This is a genomic window from Holophagales bacterium (genome assembly GCA_016719485.1).
In the GTDB taxonomy this organism is placed as follows: domain Bacteria; phylum Acidobacteriota; class Thermoanaerobaculia; order UBA5066; family UBA5066; genus UBA5066.
The window spans coordinates 33,371-50,727 of the sequence record JADJZB010000023.1; the positions used below are offsets into that span (position 1 = coordinate 33,371).

Genomic DNA, 17,357 nt, shown 5'->3' on the forward strand with positions numbered 1-17,357 from the left:
CTCACCTGGGCGCCGGGTCGCCGCGGTGGCGCTCGGCCTCCCCGACGAAGGGGACGAAGCGGACGGGAAGGACGCTGCGCTCGCGGAACCCGTCAGGAGTCCGTTCGATGACCTTCAGCTCCTGGTAGAAGCCGCCGACCGGGATGACCATCCGGCCTCCCGGCGCCAGCTGTGCCAGGAGCGGCTCAGGGACCGTCTCCGGCGCTGCGGTGACGAGAATGCCGTCGAACGGCGCCTCCTCGGGCCATCCGTAGAAGCCGTCGGCCGTGCGGATCTCGACGTTCGCTGCGCCGACCGCATTCAGGCGCTCCGTCGCCTCGGCCGTCAGCTCGGGCCGGATCTCGATGGAGAAGACCTTCCCGGCGAGGCGCGACAGGACGGCGGTCTGATAGCCCGAGCCCGTGCCGATCTCCAGGACCCGCTCCGTGCCCTCGAGAGCGAGCTGCTCGGTCATGAACGCCACGACGTAGGGCTGGGAAATCGTCTGCCCGCTCCCGATCGGAAGCGGGTGGTCGGCATACGCCTGAGCGGCCTGGTCGGGCGGGACGAAGAGGTGGCGTGGAACCTCTCGCATCACCTGCAGAACGCGTTCGTCCTTGACGCCGCGGGCCGCGATCTGACGCTCCACCATCCCTGCCCTCGCTCGGGCCGTCGGGTCGGGATCGTCCTTCGGGCCGGGGCACCCCGTTCCGATGAGCCCTCCGAGAAGTGCCACCAGGAGCACCAGCCCCTTTCTCCCGGTCCCGTGCCTGAGCGTACCTGTCACGACCGGGCATTCTAGCGAGCGGCGTGCCGCCGCAGGCGTCTCAAAACGGGGAAGGGCATCCTATCGCCTCCTCGGCCTGCCCGCCGCGATGGCAGTCGACGGGCATTTCGAGCTTCAGCGGCATCACGTTGGACGGGCCACGAGGACGGTCTGGTCGTCGTACTGCGCGACGCCGCGCGTGAACGACTCCACGGCGGCGAAGATCCGGTCCTTCAGGACGTTCGGCGGCAGCGCCCGTCCCGCCTCGAGCAGGTCCGTCAACCGCTCCATCCCGAACTCCTCGTCCTTGGCGTCGCCGGCTTCCGTGATGCCGTCGGAATAGAGGACGACGAGGTCGCCCGGCGCGAGGACGACGCGGGTCTCGATCTGCTTGGCGGTCTCGAACATCCCGATCGGGACACCGCCGCTCGGCAGGAGCGTGACGCCCGCGTCCGAGATCCAGATGCCCGGGTTGTGCCCGGCGTTCACGTAGGTCAGGCTGCGGTCGGCCGGATCGAAAACGGCCACGAAGAGGGTCACGAACTTCCGCGTCGCGGAGAAGCGGGCCAGGTGGTGGTTGATGCGGGCGACGAGCCCCGTCAGGTCCGACGCGCCGGCCTCCACGAGAAGGTGGATACAGGCGTGGACGGTCGAGACGAGGAGCGCGGCCGGAATCCCCTTCCCCGAGACGTCGGCCACGCAGAAGGCGACGCGCCCGTCGAGAAGCGGATAGACGTCGAAGAAGTCTCCTCCGACCTGCTTCGTCGGGCGGTTCCCGGCGGCGATGAGAATCCCGTTCACGGCCGGGAGCGTCGTCGGGAGGATCGCCCGCTGGATCGACGCGGCGATCTCGATCTCGCGCTCCATCTTCTCCTTCTCCACCGCGTCGCGGTGAAGGCGGGCGTTCTCGAGCGCGATGGCCGCCTGATTGCCGAAGAGCGAGAGGATCCGGACGTCCGCCGGACCGAAGTCGTCGATGCCCCCGGCGCGGTTCTCCTTGTCGGCGACGACGAGGAGGCCGAGAGGGCGGCCGTCCGACGAGATCGGCACGGCGAGGAGCTTCTCGGCGGGAGCCGCCGCGAGCGCGGGGGGGCGATCCTCCCTCCGGTTGCAGACGAGGACGCTCCCGACCGGATCCGGGACGGTGCCGTCGTCGACGAGTGGCGTGCCGATGCTCCGGATGAAGACCTGCGGCTCGCCGTCGGGAGACGCCCCGGGCCGCACCACGAGCGTCCCGCTCCGCGCGTTCAGGAGCGATACGGACTTCATCAGGATCTCGTCGGCGAGCGATTCGAGGTCGAGGGTGCCGGCGATCGAGAGTCCGACGTCGTAGAGGCTCTCCAGCTCCCAGACCCGGTATTTCAGCTCGAAGTCGGCCTCCCGGACTTTCTCCGACATCCTCACCCAGGCCAGGAGCGAGGCAGCGTGCGCCGCGACCGAGGCGAAACCGACCGGGTCGGCGGGGGAGCGTTCCAGGGCGATCCACGCGAGCGTGTCGTCTCCCGCCGTCAGGGGAACGACGCGCGGGTCGAAGGGGGGCTCCCCCTCGGGAGGGTTCTCCCCGAACATTCTCGCGAGGAGAGCCGCGTCGTAGCTGGCCACGTGCGCGCTGCCACGGGCGAGACCCGCGGCGAGTTCTGCCAGGTCCGCAGGATCGGCCCGAACGCCGCGCGAGGCGTGGTGGAAGCGGGAGGCGGCGTCGAGAGCGAGGCCCCGGCTCCCGCCGGCGCCCTTCAGGAGGGCGTCGAGAACCGGCTCGAGAAGCGCCGGGCCGACCGAGGCCGGTTCGATCGTCGCGAGGAGCGCGTGGGCCCCCGGGACGTCGGCTCCCATCGCGGGGCGCTACTCCGCCTCACCGCGCAGCCACGCCAGTGCCGGCTCGGGCGAGGGGAAGATCCGCGCGTACTGCGCCAGGCCCATGATCTGGAACGTCTTCTCGATCGTCGGCGTGAGGTGGCAGAAGGCGAGGCGCCCACCCTGATCGAGGACCTTCTCCAGCACCTCGATCAGGATCGAGATGCCGATCGAGTTGACGATCTTCGTCTTCTCGAGGTCGAGCAGGAGCCTCACCGTTCCTTCCCCGAGGAGGGTGTAGGCCTGGCGGGCGATCTCTTCTCCGCCGGTGTTGTTGATGTAACCGTCCGTCCGCAGGATTGCGACCGCCCCATCGGGCTTCTCCAGGGTCACCTTCAGCGTCTCGCTCATCGTCGCCCTTCAGCGGTACTTCCGCATCACGATCATCGTCCCGCGCTCGCCGCTCACGATTCTGACGTCGTCCATGAGGCTCCGGATGATCCGGAGGCCCCACCCCCGCTTGTGGGGGGCGCGGAGCTTCTCGCCGATCTGGGGGGCCGACACCCGCGAAGGGTCGAACCCGTGGCCGTTGTCCAGGACGTCGACCTCCAGGAACGTCCTTCCACCGCCCGCCGCCCGCGTCGGCCTCCGTCGCGACCCGGAATTTCAGCTCCACCTTGTGATCGAGGGTCCCGCTGTGCTCGAAAGCGTTGATACAGGCCTCGACGACGGCCATCTTGACCTCGTCGATCTTGTCGCGCCCGAGCTCCATCCACTCGCCGAGGGCCGCAACCTGGGCCGTGGCGGCAATCTCCATCTCCGGCGCCACCGGGATGGTGAGGTGGATTTCTCTGGGCTCGGCCGTCGACATCGACAAGGAGGTAACTCGTCAGAGCGTCAGGAGCGCTCGGTAAAGCACGGAAACGATCGAGGGCATGTTACCCGACGCAGCCAGCGCCGCGAAAACCCCGATCTCTCCGGCGAGGAGGACGAGCAGGCCAACGGGCAGGCGCTCCTCGTCACCGGTCGTCTCCGACCACCCGGCGGCTCCCTGCGGACGCTCCGCACGCGAGATCGCCACCCGACGATCGAACCGATCCACGCTGCGTTCCATCGGCTCCTCCCGCGGCGGAATGACGCAACACCTGCGCCATATCGGCCAGAGGTTCCGGCGGAACGGATAAAACACTTGGAATCAATAACTTGAGAAGAAGGAATTGCGAGGCTGTCGTCATCGGAGTTGAGTCAATTTGCCACGCCACGACGAGCTCGGGACGAGATGTCCATTCAAAACTCTCTGTCGTAACAGTTTGCGACTTAAGAGGCAAATAGACCCATTGCGTCACATTGTCACGTTTTTTCGGTAGAGCGTGCGGCGGTTGATCCCGAGAATGCGGGCCGCCTCGCTCTTGTTGCCGCTGACCGAATCCAGGACCCGCCGGATGTGCTGGATCTCGAGTGTGGCGAGGTCGAGTGAGCCGTTCGGCCCCTCGGGGGTCCGGGAGGCTCCGAGCTGGAGATCTTCCGCTTCGATCGTGTCGCCCGGGACGAGAGCCGCCGACCCCTCGAGGAGGTTCTCCAGCTCTCGGACGTTTCCGGGGAAGGGGTAGTCGAGGAGCCGGGCCACCGCTTCGCGGGTCAGCGCCTTCGCGCGCCGTCCCTCGCGCGCAGCGATCCGGGACAGGAAGTGTCCTATGAGGCGGGGCACGTCCTCGCGGCGATCCCGCAGGGGCGGAAGCGGGATCTCGACGACGCGGATCCGGTAGTAGAGGTCTTCCCGGAATCGCCGCTCGCGAATCGCCTTCTCGAGATCGATGTTCGTCGCGGCCACGACCCGGACGTCGACGGGGATCCGCCGCCGTCCGCCAATCCGTTCGATCTCGCGTTCCTGGAGAACCCGCAGGAGCTTGGCCTGGATGGCCAGGGGTGCATCGGCGATCTCGTCGAGGAAGATCGTCCCGCCGCTCGCCAGCTCGAACTTCCCGAGCCGTGCCTCGACACCCGTCGCCACGCCCCTTTCGATGCCGAAGAGCTCCGCCTCGAGAAGCGTCTCGGGAACGGCGGCGCAGTTGAGGGCCAGGAACGGGGCATCGCGGCGAGGGGACGCGGAGTGGAGGAGCCGCGCGACGAGCTCCTTTCCGGTTCCGCTCTCGCCCCGCACCAGGACGCCGACCCGCGAGGCAGCGGCCCTGAGGACGAGCTCCTTGACGCGCCGCATCCCCGCCGACTCTCCCACGAGCAGATCGTCGATGCCGAGAGAGCCCTTCAGCGCCCGGTTCTCCTCGCGCAGGCGGTCCACGTCGGCCTCGAGAGCGCGAAGCTGGCGGAGCGCGTCGAGAGCCGGCGCCGCCAGTGCCGCAACCGACTCGAGGAAGCGCCGGTCTCCTTCGTCGAAAGCGGTGCCCGGTCCTCCCCGGGCTTCCCGGTCGAGCGCGACGACGACGCCGAGGACCCGGTCCCGTACGACGAGCGCCGCCCCTGCGACCGTTCCGGCCACGGTTCCGAGGACGGTCTCGTCCGTCCGCGACAGCGGGCCTCGCGCGCGGCAGAGGTCGAGGACGAACGGATCGGACGCGGCGGCGAGGGCGCCCGGGAAGGACGGGTAGCCGACGGTGGCGACGACCGCGGGGCTGCCGTGATCCTCGAAGACGACTCCGAAGCCCCGCTCGGCGTCCAGCAGCGAGACGGTCCGCGCCACGATCTCGTCGACGAGCGACTGCTCCTCGCGCAGGACGTTGAGCGCCCTCGAGACGTCGTAGAGGGTCTCGAGACGAAGGACCTTCTTCCGAAGATCGAACGACTCGCTCGCACGGGCGTCCCGGACCGCCATGTCAGCGCCCGGCCGACCCCTTGGCATCGCCGGCCCGACCCTCGGCACCCTCGATCCGGGCGACGACGGCGAGCGCCGGCGCGAAACGGGGGTTCACGGCGAGGACGGGCCGCAGCTCTTCCCGGGCCTCGTCGGCCCGGCCGAGATTGACGAGCGCGTCGGCAAGGCGGACGCGGAGCCGAAACGCGTTCGGGTAGAACGCGAAATCCCCGGCTTTGCTCCCCTTCTCCTCGGTCAAGACGGCCCGGAGCGATCGAACAGCCTCCTCGATGTCGCCTCTTGCGCCGGCGAGGGCAGCCCGTGGCCCGAGGAGCCCCTTCTCGAGGGCCTCCTTCTCCTTCGCGTCCAGGTCCTCCGGCGCGGCCGGGAGGCGCGCGATCTCGCTTTCGGCCTCCGCGACCCTGCCTGCGAGGGCCAGGACGACCGCCCGCGAACGGACGACGTGATACCGGAAGAAGAAATCCTCCTTCGGCGACAGGGCCGGCGGCGTGGCCGCGACGTCGTCGAGCAGCGCGAGCGCGTCGTCGGGACGCCCCGCGTCGAGGAGGGCCGTCGCCGCGGCGCCGACGAACATCTGCCGGTCCTTCCACCCCTCCGACATCTCCGCCGCCCGTCGGAAGTGGCTGACGGCGGCTTCCGGGTTCCCCCTGCCGACCTCCAGGGTGCCGAGGTGCCCGACGGCCGGAATGAAGTCGGGCCGGATCTCGAGCGCCCGCTTCAGGTGCTCCTCGGCCTCTGCGTAGCGGCCCGTGTTGGCGTAGAGCTCGCCGAGGGAGTCGTAAGGATTCGCCTGGTCGGGGGCGAGGAACCGATACCTCTTGAGGTAGTCCTCCCCCTTCACGAAGTCGCGGCGGCCGATGAAGTGATAGCCCAGCGCGTTGTAGGCCGTCGCCTGGTTCGGATCCAGGGAGAGGAGACGCTCGTAGGTCGCGAGAGCCTCCTCGGTCTTTCCTTCGCGCACGAGGACGCCCGCCAGACGGAAGTAGCCTTCCGGATCGTCCGGGAAGCGACGGACGTACTCGCGGATCAGCTCTCCCGCCTTCTTCGGGTCCTTTCCGACGAGCTCGGCCTCGAAGACGGCGAGAAAGAGCCTCTCCCTCTCGTTGAGATTGCCGGGGTTGCGGGACACGGTCTGGACGAGCGACCGGGCCCGCTCCCAGTCCCGGCCGGCGAGATTGCCGGCGAGGCGGAGCGTGGCCATCGAGAAGTGGGGGTCGAGCTCGAGCGCCTTCGCGTAAGAGGCGAGGGCGTCCTTGTGGTACATGCGCCGCTCGTCCTCGAGCCCTTTCCGGTAGAACTCGTAGGCCTCCGCCGAGGTCGTCGTCACGTCGCGTCCGCTCCGGGCGAGAACGGTCGCGGCGGCACCTGCACCCACCACCACGAGGGCGACGGCGGTCAGGACGGTCTTCTTCAGGCGTGGCTTCGTCACGGACAAGCGCCTTCCCGGGCCTAAGGGGCCCAGAAAACTATACGACTCCGGTCACGGCGGGTTTCGCCCCCGTGACCCGCATCAGGACGAACGTCGCGTCGTCCGACTGCTCTGCTCCGAACGTGAACTGCCGGATGTCCTCGAGGATCTCCTCGGCCATCTCGGAGAGGGGCGCGGCGGAATGGCGCACGAGCGAGGCCTTGAGCCTTTCGTCCCCGAAAAAGGCGCTTTCGACCGACATCGCCTCGTTCAGGCCGTCGGTGTAGAAGAGGAGGAGGTCGCCCCTCCTGAGCCAGAACGTCTTCGCGTCGTAGGTCGTGTCCTTGAGCGCGCCGAGAGGCAGGCGGCTGACGGGGTGAGGCAGCTCGGTCACCTCCCCGCCGCGGACGACCAGGGGCGACGGCTGCCCGCCGACGGAATAGTGGAGCGTCAGCTGCACCGGGTCGAAGAGGAAGTAACCGAGCGAGACGAACATCCTCCGCTTGATCTCGTAGATCCGCCGGTTCGACTCGCGGAAGACCGTCGACGGCTCGGGGTCCTGCATGGCCCGGGCGTAGACGATCTCCTTGGCGGCGACCATCAGGAGCGACGCCGGGATCGACTTGCCCGAGACGTCGCCGACGACGAGGGCGACGCGCCCGTCGAACCCGCCGTCGACCGGCAGGAAGTCGTAGAAGTCGCCGCCGACCACCTTCGCCGGGATGCTGACGCCGTAGAGCTCGATTCCCGCGATCTTCGGCAGCTCGCGGGGAAAGAGGCTCATCTGGATGTCGCGGGCGATCTCGAGGTCGCGCTCGACCTCCGCCCGGCGCGTCAGCTGCTCGTGGAGCGCCGCCACCTCGAGGCCGAGGGCGCCCTGGTTGGCGATCGTCGCGAGGTGGTCGAGGTCCTCCCGGTGGAACTCCTCCTCCGACTTCTTCGCCCCTGCCGCGAGGACCCCCAGAAGCCGGCCACGGGTGGCGACCGGCACGAGGAGCCGCACGCCCCTGCCGAGCTGCGTCTTCAGAAAGCTCCTCGACACCGGGTCGAGGCTCGCCGGCTCGAGGTCCCGAAGGACGATCGGAGAGTCCCGCTCGGCGAGCATCCGGCCGAGCGCCGCCCCTACCGGGAGGGCCTCGTCGCCCCGGCGCGGGTCGGACAGCGCGCCGTCCTCGGGCCGCGGCGTCAGGAGGTCGAGGCGGGTCAGGCGGAGGAGGTCCGCGGTTCGCTCCGTCAGGAGCTGCTGCATCTTGCCGCGGTCGAGCTGGGCGACGACCTGCCGGCTCATGTCCAGGAACGCGGTCTGGAAGTCGGCCCTGTCGCGGAAGAAGACCCGGTCGACGATCGCCTGCATCCGCCTCCGGAGCGGGTCGAAGAGGAGGACGACCGCGAGGCCGAACGCGAAGGCGAACAGCGGCGACGAGAAGAGCGCCTGCGAGGAGACGAGGGCGTTCCCGGTGACGACGGCCAGCGCGTAGAGGCCGGTGACGATGGCCGTCAGGATCGCGTAGACGATCGACTTGCCGACGATGAGCTGCACGTCGAAGAGCCGGAACCGCACGATCGCGTAGGCGAACGTGAGCGGTACGAGCGCCATCGGGACGACGCCCCACGCCAGGTACCGCTCGTCGCGGAAGAGCGACGGGAAGTAGACCGCGAAGAGGACGAACGGGACGATGCCGCCGAGCACGCCGAGCAGCAGGACCAGGATCGGACGGCGCGTCGTCTTCTCGCGTGCCGTCCACCAGGAGTGCGCGAGCGCGAGGAGACCCAGGACGAGGTAGTCGGCGAGGAGGATCCAGTTCGCCCGGGGGGCCCCGTAAACGAGCCCGGAGCGGTCCCCGGTCCGCTGCAGGGCCGCCATCTGCAGCGCGTAGAAAGCCGGCGGGAGCGTGTAGAGAAGGACGAAGAGAGCGGGAGACCCGTTGAGGAAGCGCTGGATGAAGACGAGCGGCGGCGCGGGGGCTTCCTCGCCGGGACGCGGGTCCGCGAAGCGGAAGACCTTCCTGTGCGGGAAGAGGAGAAAGAAGTGGAGGAAGACCGCCCCGAGGAGGAAGAGCGCGAGCGTGCCGGCCACCTGGACGAAGTAGTCGATCCAGTAGTAGCTCGAAGGCCGCAGCCGGCAGACGAAAAAGAGCATGAAGAGGACGCAGAGGAGGAAGAAGACCTCCGCCGCGGCGTCCCCCGCGCTCCGGGAGTAGACGAAAAGACCGAGCCCGAAGAACAGGCCGCCGAGAAGCGCGTAGTAGACGTACGCCGCCGAGCCGAGCCGGTAGGGCGAGAGGACCACCTGCAGCTCCAGGACCTGCTCTCCCCGTTTGACGAGGTAGGAGACGGCGTCGGTCGCTGCGTGCCGCCCGAGCTCCGAGGCCGCCTCGGCGGGCGTGTTCAGCATCCGCCGCCCGATGCCGAGGACGACGTCGCCGGGCCGGATCCCGGCCACCGCGGCAGGCCCCCCGGGAACGACGGCGCGCACGTGGATGCCTCCGGCGGCATAAGGATCGGGCACGACCCCGTCCCACGCCTTCGGCAGGAACATGTCGGCCACCGACATGAGCGCGATGAGCGCACCGAGAACGCCGAAAAGGACGATGGCCCTCCGGCGGGCTACGGGCGGTGCGGAGGTCACGTCCTGTTTCTCTCGTTCTGCGGCGGTGGCGGAAGCTGCAAGAGTATACGGAGGCCCGGCCGGCCGGTTCGGCCGGCCCGCCGCCCTGCATGCGAGAATCGCGCCTCGTGAAGATCCGCAGGCTCAAAGGCCCCTTCGTCACCTTCGAGGGGATCGAGGGCTCCGGCAAGACGACCCAGCTCAGGCACCTCGCGAGGCGGCTGCGCCGCCGCGGCGTCCCCCTCCTCGTGACCCGTCAGCCCGGCGGCACACCGACGGGCGTGCGGCTCCGGCGCCTCCTCCTCCACGCCGGGGAGCTCGACCCGCGCACCGAGCTCCTCCTGATGTTCGCCGACCGGAGGCAGCACCTGACGGAGACGATCGAGCCCGCGCTTTCCGCCGGAATGGTCGTTCTCTGCGACCGGTACACGGACGCGTCCCGCGCCTACCAGGGAGCGGGGCGCCGGATCGGCGAGGAGCTCGTCGACCTCCTTCACGAGCGCTTCTGCGGGCGCGAGCCCGACCGCACTTACCTTTTCGACTGCCCCCCCGAGACGGGCCTGGCCCGGGTGACGGCCTCTCGAAGCGGGAAGGACCGCATCGAGCGCGAGGCGCTCGCGTTCCACCGTCGGGTCCGGAAGGCGTATCTCGATCGGGCCTCCCGCGAGCCGGCGCGTTTCCGCGTCTTCGATGGGACGAAAAAGCCGGAAGAGCTGGCCGCGCTCCTGGCCGCCGACTTCGACGCGTTCCTGCTTTCCCGATGACCGACGTTCCCGTCCTGCTCCTGACCGGCCGCGGGTCCCGGCGTCTCGAGGCCGAAGCGCTCGACGTCGCGGCCGGGCTGCTCTGTCGCAGCGGCGACCGGACCGGGGCCTGCAATGATTGCCGCCGGGTCGCGCGGCGCGAGCACCCCGACCTGCTCGTCGCAGCCCCCGAGGCGAGCCGGCGCGCGAACACCCCGGCCTTCGACGAGTCGTCGACCTCCAAGGAGACCACGATCCCCACGGCGCTCGTGAGGGCCCTCGCCTCGGACGCCTTCCGGCTCCCCTACGAAGCCGACCGGCGGGTCCTCGTCCTCCTCGACGTCGACAGGACGGAGGCGGCGGCCTTCAGCGCACTCCTGAAAGTCCTCGAGGAACCCCCGTCCCGCGCCCGGTTCGTCCTCACCGCGGCACGCCCCCGTCTCCTCCCGCCGACGATCCTCTCCCGCCTCGTCCTTCGGCGACTCCCATCCCCTTCGCACGACACGCTCGTGGCCGCCCTCGTCGCGCGAGGGCTCTCCAGCGAGGAGGCGGCCGCCCGGGCCGCCTTCCGCCCCACCGGCGAAGAGGAGGCCGTCGATCTCGATCTCGCCGGCGAACGCGCCAGCCGGGATGCGCTCCTGGAGGCGGTCTCGGGCCTACTCCTGTCGGGCTCGACCGGCTGGGCGCTGGTCCTGGCCGGGCGGCTCGCCGCCGATGACGCGGCCTCCACCGCCGATCGCTTCGGCCTCCTCGCGCGGATCCTCCGGGACGCGGTGGCGGCGGGAACGGACCCCGCCGGACGGACGGTCCTCCACGCCGAGCGGTACCGGGACCTCGTGCGGCTCTCGGAAGCCGGCACCGGCGTTCTCCTCGAGGCCGCGAGCCGGGCTCTCCTCGAAGCCGCCGACCTGCCCGATTCGCGCCGGAATCCCCGCCTCGCAGCGGAGTCCTACGCCCTCTCGCTCCTCGCCCTCTGAAACCGCAGGACGAAAAAGGGGCGGGTCGCGTGGAGAGAGACGCGACCCGCCCGGCGCCAGTTCTGGCGGGAGGTTACTTTTCCAGCTCGACGACGACGTCGACGGCCGCCCCGGGCTTCGACTCGACGTCCACCGTCTTCGTTCCGTAGCCCGGTCGCACCACCGTCACCACGTGCTTGCCGGGGTTCACGCGGAGCCCTCGGCTCAGCCCGGACAGCTCCTCGGCGGTGCCGACGTAGCGGTCGTCGACGTAGACCGCCGCATCGTCCGGCTCGATCTCGAATCGGAGACGTCCCTGCGAGGACGGAGCGACGTCTCCTCCCGTCGCCCCGGGGGCGCGCCACGTCTCGGCGTCCGCCGGCGGCGCGGGCGGCATGGGGGTCAGGGGCGGACGGGCGTCCTCGTCCGGATCGTCCAGATCGATCTCGACGGGCACCCCGTCGATCCCGGTATCGGGTCCGCCCTGCACCTCGAACCGCCCGGTGCGGCTCGCGCCGTTCCCGTCGACGTTCGCTTCGGGCTTGCCGAAGACGCGGCCGAGCGGGGTCCCCTTGTCCTCCGGGTCGACGACCTGCAGCTTCTTCACGCCGGGAAGGAGCTTCATCTCGTCGTTCACCGCGATCGCCTGTCCGGCCTGGACGTCGATCTCCTTCACGACTGTCTCGTAGGAAGGGTGACGGAACTCGAGGCGGTACTTTCCGGTTTCGAGATAGAGGTAGTCGGGAAAGCCGTCGAAGTCGTCGGCCTGTCCGATGAGGGTTCCGTCCAGGTAGACCTCGGCCGCCTCGGGGCTGACGTCGGTGTCGATGCGCGCGTACTGGTTTCCGGCGGGCGTGCTCTCGTTGATGACGTAGACCCCGCCGCCCCAGCCCCAGCCTCCGCCCCAGCCCCAGCCGGGGCCCCAGCCGGTTCCCCAGCCCCACCACCAGTCCCACGGACCGCCCCACAGCCACGACGATCCGGCGTAGTAGGTGGGCGGGCAATACCAGCCCCGGTGCCCGCCGCCATGGTGCCCGCCGCCCGGATGCCCGCCGCCGGAGCCGCCTTCACCGGGACCGGCGCCGGGGTGGCCACCGCCTCCGGGATTGCCGCCGGTGGGAGGGCCCCCCATGGCACCTCGCGTTCCCGTGGCGGAAACGGTGCGGGATCCGGAACCGGACAGGGCACCCGGCGAGGAGGAGGAACGATCGCCGTAGACGCTTCGGGACGGATAAGAACCAGGGTTCGACAATGCGGTCCTGTTTCGCGCGCCGGTCGACGTGGAGCGCGGAGCGGTCGAATACGTCCGGCCGCCGCCCGACGAGCTGCGCGACGGGGCCGAGTACGACCGGCTTCCGCCCGACGAGCCGCGCGACGGGGCCGAGTACGACCGGCTTCCGCCCGACGAGCCGCGCGACGGGGCCGAGTACGACCGGCTTCCGCCCGAGGAACCGCGCGACGGAGCCGAGTACGACCGGCTTCCGCCCGACGAGCTCCGTGGCGCGGCCGAGCTCGACCGGCTGCCTCCCGACGAGCTTCTGCCGCCGCCCGAATAAGAAGATCCCGAGCCGCCCCGCGATGAGGCGCCCCCGCCCCCCCTCGGCCCGCCCGCGTCGATCGGGAACGACAGGACCAGAAGGACCGAGGCGAAAAACGCCGCCGACGAGACGAAAACCCTCTGACGTGTGGTTCGGCCAACCGGGATGGGGATGTCGGGCGTTGCAGTCATGGCAGCCTCCGCTCGCCCCGTATCGTCCCTTGGGAGGGACTCGGGGGCCAACTCACCCTGCCATCCAGCAATTTTCCTGCCGCCGTTCGGCCGTCCTCGGGGTGGGACGGGTCAGTCGCTGGCGCTCACGGCGGATCGGATGCCTCGCAGGTAGTCCCAGCGGAGTACGCGATCGTAGACCCCGCCGGGCAGCGGGATACCGAACGGGTCCAGCAGCCGGACGGCGAGCTCCTGAAGGGCCAGCCGAAGCGGGCGGCTTCCGGCCCGGGCCTTTGCCTCCTCCATGCCAAGCCAGCCGGCCAGCTCCGGGTGCTTCCTGGCGAACGTCGCTGCCGCCTCGCCGGCCTTTTTCTGCCGGCGACGGAAGGAAGCCATATCCGTCGGGTGGTTGTGGCGTGTCCGCGCGGTCGGCCGGTAGACCATCCGGAGGGCGGGGTCTGCCCGTGTGGCGCGATAGGCGAACTCGACGTCCTCCCACGCCGCGTGCGGGAACTCCTCGTCGAAGCCCCCGAGCACCAGGAACGTCCCGCGGGGAAGCGACACGTTCGACGTGTAGAAGAAGTTGAACGGGACGTCGTCCGGGTCCGGAATGATCGCGTAGCCGAACTGCGTACCGTTCTCGTTGAGGTGCGTGAGGAACGGCGTGACGCGCATCCGTTCCTCGTCCCAGGTCGTGTAGCCGAGGACCGCGAGGGGACCGGATCCGCCGAGACGGTGGGCCTTCTCGTGCGCCGAGAGAAAACCAGGCTCCGGAACGGTGTCGTCCCCGAGGAAGAGGACGATCTCGCCCTCCGCGGCCGCGGCCCCCCGATTGCGCGCACGCGCCGGTCCCGAGTTCTCCTGTGAGAGCGCCTTCGCTCCGGGCGTTCGCGTGGCCCATTCCCTGAGGAACGCGTTCGTTCCGTCCCGCGACCCGTCGTCGACGACGACGACCTCGACGCCGAACGGCAGGCGCGCGCGCTGCAACTCGAGGGCGGCGAGGGTCCGCTTCAGCTCCGCGAGACGGTCGAACGTCGGGATGACGACGGAAACCCGAATGGCGGGAACGAAGGCGTCGGGCCGCTCGGGCCCGGCGCGGCGGCAGAGGGCGGGCCACGGGAGGGCGACGGCCTCCGCGCACGACAGCTCGAGGAAGGCCTCGGCCTTCGTCGCCCCTGCCGGGAGGGTCATCGCCCGGTAGGAGCTGATCCCTGCGACGAGCGCGTCGAAGGGCCTCTCGTTCAGCTGGCTCGCGAACGCGGCCACCGCGGCGGACTTTCGCGCCGCGACCGCGTCGACGGCGACGAGCCGGTTCGGGGCGAGCGGTGCGCTCACCTCGTAGAAGACGAGTCTCGCCGGCGCGTCGGGCCAGGCACGCAGGAACGCCGTGTGCGCCGCGCGCGCGGCGGCACGGTGGTCCGGGTGCGTCTCGGCGGGTGACGGCACGAGGACGGAGTCCGGCCTGACCTCCGAGAAGAGCGCCAGGAGAGCCGCGACGAGGTCCTCGCCCCGCGCCGCGAGCGAGCGGTCCTGGAACCCGAGGGCCCGCGGCGGCTCGGTGCCGAGGATCTCGGCGGCGCGCGTCGATTCCGCCAGGCGGGTGGCGACGTACGCGGCGGCGTCCGAGCTTCCCGAGAAGTCTCCCCCACCACCGTCGGTCAGGAGAACGGGAACGACGCGCCCCCCGGCGGATGCCACGAGAGCCGAGAGCCCGCCGCACCCGAAGACCTCGTCGTCAGGATGGGGCGCCAGGACGAGGAGCGTCTCGCGCCGAACCTCGGCGGCGCCGTAGGGGACGAGAAGGCACTCCTCGTAGACGGGAGGGGACGACATCGGGACCGCTATGATGCCCGAGATGCGCGTCCTGCACGCCGTCCACGGGTTCGCGCCCGAGTTCCGGGGTGGCGTGGAGGCGTACGTGGAGTCCGTGGCGTCGGCGCAGAAGGCCCGCGGAGACGACGCCTTCGTCCTTTCGGGCTCCGATCGCCGCGGCAGCTCGGCCCGCTTGACGGAAGAGTTCGTCGCCGGCGTTCCCGTCTTCCGGCTCGAAGGGCTCGGCCCGCACACCGAACGCCTGCGCGACCGCCCCGACGGCGAAGCGATCGTCCGCGGCCTCCTCGGGCGCCTGGGCCCCGACGTCCTCCACGTCCACTCCTGGCTGCGCCTCGTCCCGAACCTCGCGGCCGTGGCCGCCGCGGCAGGGACCCCCACGGTCGCGACGCTCCACGACGTCGCCCTCTCCTGCCCCCGCGTCCACCGCCTGAAGGCCGACCTTTCGTTCTGCCGGGCTCCCGAGTCCCCCGGGCTCTGTACCCCTTGCGTGAGGCGCGACCCGTGGGAGACGGATTCCGAGGTCGAAGACGAGCTGTCGCTGAGGGCGTCCTTCCTCGAAAGGGAGCGGTCTCTCCTCGCGGCCGTGCTCGTGCCGTCCGAGGCGCAGCGAAGGCTCCTCGAGGAGGTCGGGGCCTTTCCCGGGGGAGCGCTCGCGGTCCTTCCGGTCGCCCTGCCGGAGCTTCCCTTCCCTGCGGCCGCTGCCGCGCGCGCCACGCCAGGTCTCGACGTCGGCCACTGGGGAAACCTCCTCCCGGCGAAGGGAACGCACCTCCTCGTTGCGGCGGCGGCCTCCCTCCCCGAGTCGCTCGGCGTCGTCGTCCACCTCTTCGGAACGGCGCCGGACGCGGCATTCGAGAGCGCGCTGCGGTCCTCCGCACCACCGGGCCGCGTCGTCTTCCACGGTCCCTACGTCCCCTCCGATCTCCCACGCTTCCCGCTCGACGCCGCCGCGTTTCCTTCGCTGGCGCACGAGTCGCACTCGTTCACGCTCGACGAGGCCTTCTCCCTCGGCCTGCCCCTGGTCGTTTCCGACGCGGGAGCCCTTCCCGAACGGGTCGGACCTCGCGGCCTCGTCGTGCGCTCCGGCGACGCAGAAGGCCTCGCGGACGCGCTCCGGCGCCTTGCGGAGGAACCCGGCCTCCGCGCGCAGCTGCGCGCCGCCTGCCCTTCCGAACCGCCGATCCCGTTCCCGGAGCACCTCTCCCGGCTGGACGCGGTCTACCGGGCAGCGTGCCAGGCCGGAGCGCGCAGCCTTCCGGCACTCCCCGCGGCGCAGGAACGGCTGCTGGCACTCCAGCGGAGGGCCTCCCGCCGCCTGGACGAGGCCCTCGCGGCGAGAGCGGGGCTCGACCGCCTGCAGGCCCAGGCGACGTCGGCCGTCGAGGCGCGGGACGTCGAGCTCACGCGTCTCTACGACACCGAGGTCGCGCTGCGCGCCGAGGTCTCCTCCCTCGGCGAACGGCTCGCGCATGCGGTGCAGGATCTCGACGCCGAGAGGCACGCGACCGGGGCGGCGCACGGCCAGCTCCAGGCGGTCCTCTCGCGAAGGAGCGTCCGGCTCGCGCTCAGGCTCTCCCGCCTCCTGGGCCGGGGCTGAGCGGCTCGTCCTTGCGGAAGGCCGTCGAGACGAGGACGTCTCCCGAGGCCCGCTCCGTGACCCGGAGATAGACCGGCCCCGCGGGGACCCGCTCCCAATCGGCCCCCGCCAGATCGAGGAAGCCCTCCTCGACGAATCGTCCCGCCGCCGGAGCCAGCTCGGGGACCGTGGTGATCTCGACGAGAACCCGCCCCCGGAAGCTCCACTCGAGGCGGGGCGGCGTTCGGACCACCGGGACGTCGCGGGCGGCGGCGGCCGGCAGGAGCGCTCCCGCCGCACCGCGGAGCGCGCGGGCCGCCCCGGAGAAGTGAAGGTCGAAGTAGCGCTGCTCGGACACCAGGAAGGCGGCGAGAGAACCCTCTGCCGAGCGCGCGGTGCTCTGCCCGTGGAGGTGGACGACGCGCGAGGCGGGAACGAGGATCGCCGAGAGCCCCTCGTGAGCCAGCCGGACGGCCCAGTCGGTGTCCTCGTAGAAGAGCGGATACCGGTCGTCGAAGGGCCCGACCCTCGTCCAGACGTCGCGCGGGACGGCGACGAGGGCGCCGACGAGGCCGGGGACCGCGATCGGGGAGGACGCCTCCCACTGCGGCAGCGCGACGGCGTGCCAGGCTCTCCGGAGAGGAGCGCCCCATGCCAGCCGCGAGCGGGCGAGGATCTTCGCGACCTCCTCACCCGGGGAAGGGAGCCAGAGAGGCGGAAGGAGCCAGCGTCCCTCCTCGTCCCACGTGAAGCGGGGCCCGGCCGCGCCGGCGTTCGGCGTCTCCAGGGCCCTGATCAGCGGAGGGAGCGAGCCGCTCGGAAAGACGAGGTCCGGGTTCGCGAGGAGGAGAACGTCGCCGGTCGCCGCCCCGACCCCGGCGTTCAGCCCGCCGGCGTAGCCGGCGTTCGTCGCGAGCGGCACGTAACGGACCTGGTCGAGCGTCCCCAGGAACGCGCGTTCATCCGGCTCGGCGCTGTTGTCGACGACGACGACCTCGAGGGGGACGCCTGCACCGGCCGCCTCGCGTCGAAGACTCGCGACGCAGCCGGCGGCGAGGGCCGCGGAGCGGTAGTTGACGATGACGGCGGAGAGGAGGCGCACCAGCGACCGCATTCTTTGGTAACGTCGCGGACGAATGCAACCCGTGGACGCCCG

Annotated in this window: 15 protein-coding genes; 4 read left to right on the forward strand and 11 right to left on the reverse strand. The window is 70.7% G+C overall.

All coding sequences use genetic code 11. The features are described from left to right. Nucleotide 1 precedes the first annotated feature (1 nt). The 8 genes from IPN03_15825 to IPN03_15860 form a co-directional block, all read right to left on the reverse strand. Entirely contained in the window at nucleotides 2-631 is a 630-nt protein-coding gene (locus tag IPN03_15825) for a protein-L-isoaspartate(D-aspartate) O-methyltransferase (protein ID MBK9375140.1), read from the reverse strand. Between the two features lie 258 nt (nucleotides 632-889). After that, on the reverse strand, nucleotides 890-2,578 hold the full coding sequence (locus tag IPN03_15830; protein MBK9375141.1) for a SpoIIE family protein phosphatase: 1,689 nt from the start codon (nucleotides 2,576-2,578) through the stop codon (nucleotides 890-892). Nucleotides 2,579-2,587: 9 nt separating this feature from the next. Next, the gene (locus tag IPN03_15835) at nucleotides 2,588-2,950 is read right to left on the reverse strand and encodes an STAS domain-containing protein (protein MBK9375142.1); all 363 of its coding nucleotides are present in this window, start codon (nucleotides 2,948-2,950) and stop codon (nucleotides 2,588-2,590) included. A 9-nt stretch (nucleotides 2,951-2,959) separates the two neighbouring features. Continuing rightward, a complete protein-coding gene (locus IPN03_15840) occupies nucleotides 2,960-3,151 on the reverse strand; it encodes an ATP-binding protein (GenBank protein ID MBK9375143.1) in 192 nt (63 codons plus the stop codon). Between the two features lie 277 nt (nucleotides 3,152-3,428). Further along, on the reverse strand, nucleotides 3,429-3,653 hold the full coding sequence (locus tag IPN03_15845; GenBank protein ID MBK9375144.1) for a hypothetical protein: 225 nt from the start codon (nucleotides 3,651-3,653) through the stop codon (nucleotides 3,429-3,431). A gap of 228 nt (nucleotides 3,654-3,881) precedes the next feature. Continuing rightward, complete coding sequence (locus tag IPN03_15850; GenBank protein ID MBK9375145.1) at nucleotides 3,882-5,369, reverse strand: sigma 54-interacting transcriptional regulator; 1,488 nt, start codon at nucleotides 5,367-5,369, stop codon at nucleotides 3,882-3,884. Between the two features lies 1 nt (nucleotide 5,370). Continuing rightward, on the reverse strand, nucleotides 5,371-6,798 hold the full coding sequence (locus IPN03_15855) for a tetratricopeptide repeat protein (protein MBK9375146.1): 1,428 nt from the start codon (nucleotides 6,796-6,798) through the stop codon (nucleotides 5,371-5,373). A 37-nt stretch (nucleotides 6,799-6,835) separates the two neighbouring features. Then, entirely contained in the window at nucleotides 6,836-9,406 is a 2,571-nt protein-coding gene (locus tag IPN03_15860) for a SpoIIE family protein phosphatase (GenBank protein MBK9375147.1), read from the reverse strand. An 89-nt stretch (nucleotides 9,407-9,495) separates the two neighbouring features. Between IPN03_15860 and IPN03_15865 the strand changes: the two genes are divergently transcribed. After that, nucleotides 9,496-10,149 carry a dTMP kinase gene (locus tag IPN03_15865; GenBank protein ID MBK9375148.1) on the forward strand — a complete coding sequence of 218 codons (654 nt, stop codon included), beginning with the start codon at nucleotides 9,496-9,498 and terminating at the stop codon, nucleotides 10,147-10,149. Next, nucleotides 10,146-11,105: a hypothetical protein gene (locus IPN03_15870; GenBank protein MBK9375149.1), complete on the forward strand. Its 960-nt coding sequence runs from the start codon at nucleotides 10,146-10,148 to the stop codon at nucleotides 11,103-11,105. Before IPN03_15865 ends, IPN03_15870 begins: the two co-directional genes overlap by 4 nt. Before the next feature lie 73 nt (nucleotides 11,106-11,178). Here the strand turns inward: IPN03_15870 and IPN03_15875 are convergent, their stop codons facing one another. Further along, nucleotides 11,179-12,216, reverse strand: coding sequence for a PEGA domain-containing protein (locus IPN03_15875; GenBank protein ID MBK9375150.1), 1,038 nt, complete (start codon nucleotides 12,214-12,216; stop codon nucleotides 11,179-11,181). A 148-nt stretch (nucleotides 12,217-12,364) separates the two neighbouring features. Here IPN03_15875 and IPN03_15880 point away from each other — a divergent pair, with 148 nt between their 5' ends. Beyond that, entirely contained in the window at nucleotides 12,365-12,640 is a 276-nt protein-coding gene (locus tag IPN03_15880) for a hypothetical protein (protein MBK9375151.1), read from the forward strand. A gap of 284 nt (nucleotides 12,641-12,924) precedes the next feature. Here IPN03_15880 and IPN03_15885 read toward each other — a convergent pair whose 3' ends face one another. Then, nucleotides 12,925-14,625 carry a PIG-L family deacetylase gene (locus IPN03_15885; GenBank protein ID MBK9375152.1) on the reverse strand — a complete coding sequence of 567 codons (1,701 nt, stop codon included), beginning with the start codon at nucleotides 14,623-14,625 and terminating at the stop codon, nucleotides 12,925-12,927. Nucleotides 14,626-14,647: 22 nt separating this feature from the next. On the opposite strand from IPN03_15885, the gene IPN03_15890 reads away from it, so the two are divergent. After that, nucleotides 14,648-16,222, forward strand: coding sequence for a glycosyltransferase (locus IPN03_15890; protein ID MBK9375153.1), 1,575 nt, complete (start codon nucleotides 14,648-14,650; stop codon nucleotides 16,220-16,222). On the opposite strand, the gene IPN03_15895 is transcribed toward IPN03_15890, so the two are convergent. Then, nucleotides 16,191-17,303 carry a glycosyltransferase family 2 protein gene (locus tag IPN03_15895; GenBank protein ID MBK9375154.1) on the reverse strand — a complete coding sequence of 371 codons (1,113 nt, stop codon included), beginning with the start codon at nucleotides 17,301-17,303 and terminating at the stop codon, nucleotides 16,191-16,193. The two genes, IPN03_15890 and IPN03_15895, sit on opposite strands and share 32 nt — an antisense overlap. Between the last annotated feature and the right edge of the window lie 54 nt (nucleotides 17,304-17,357).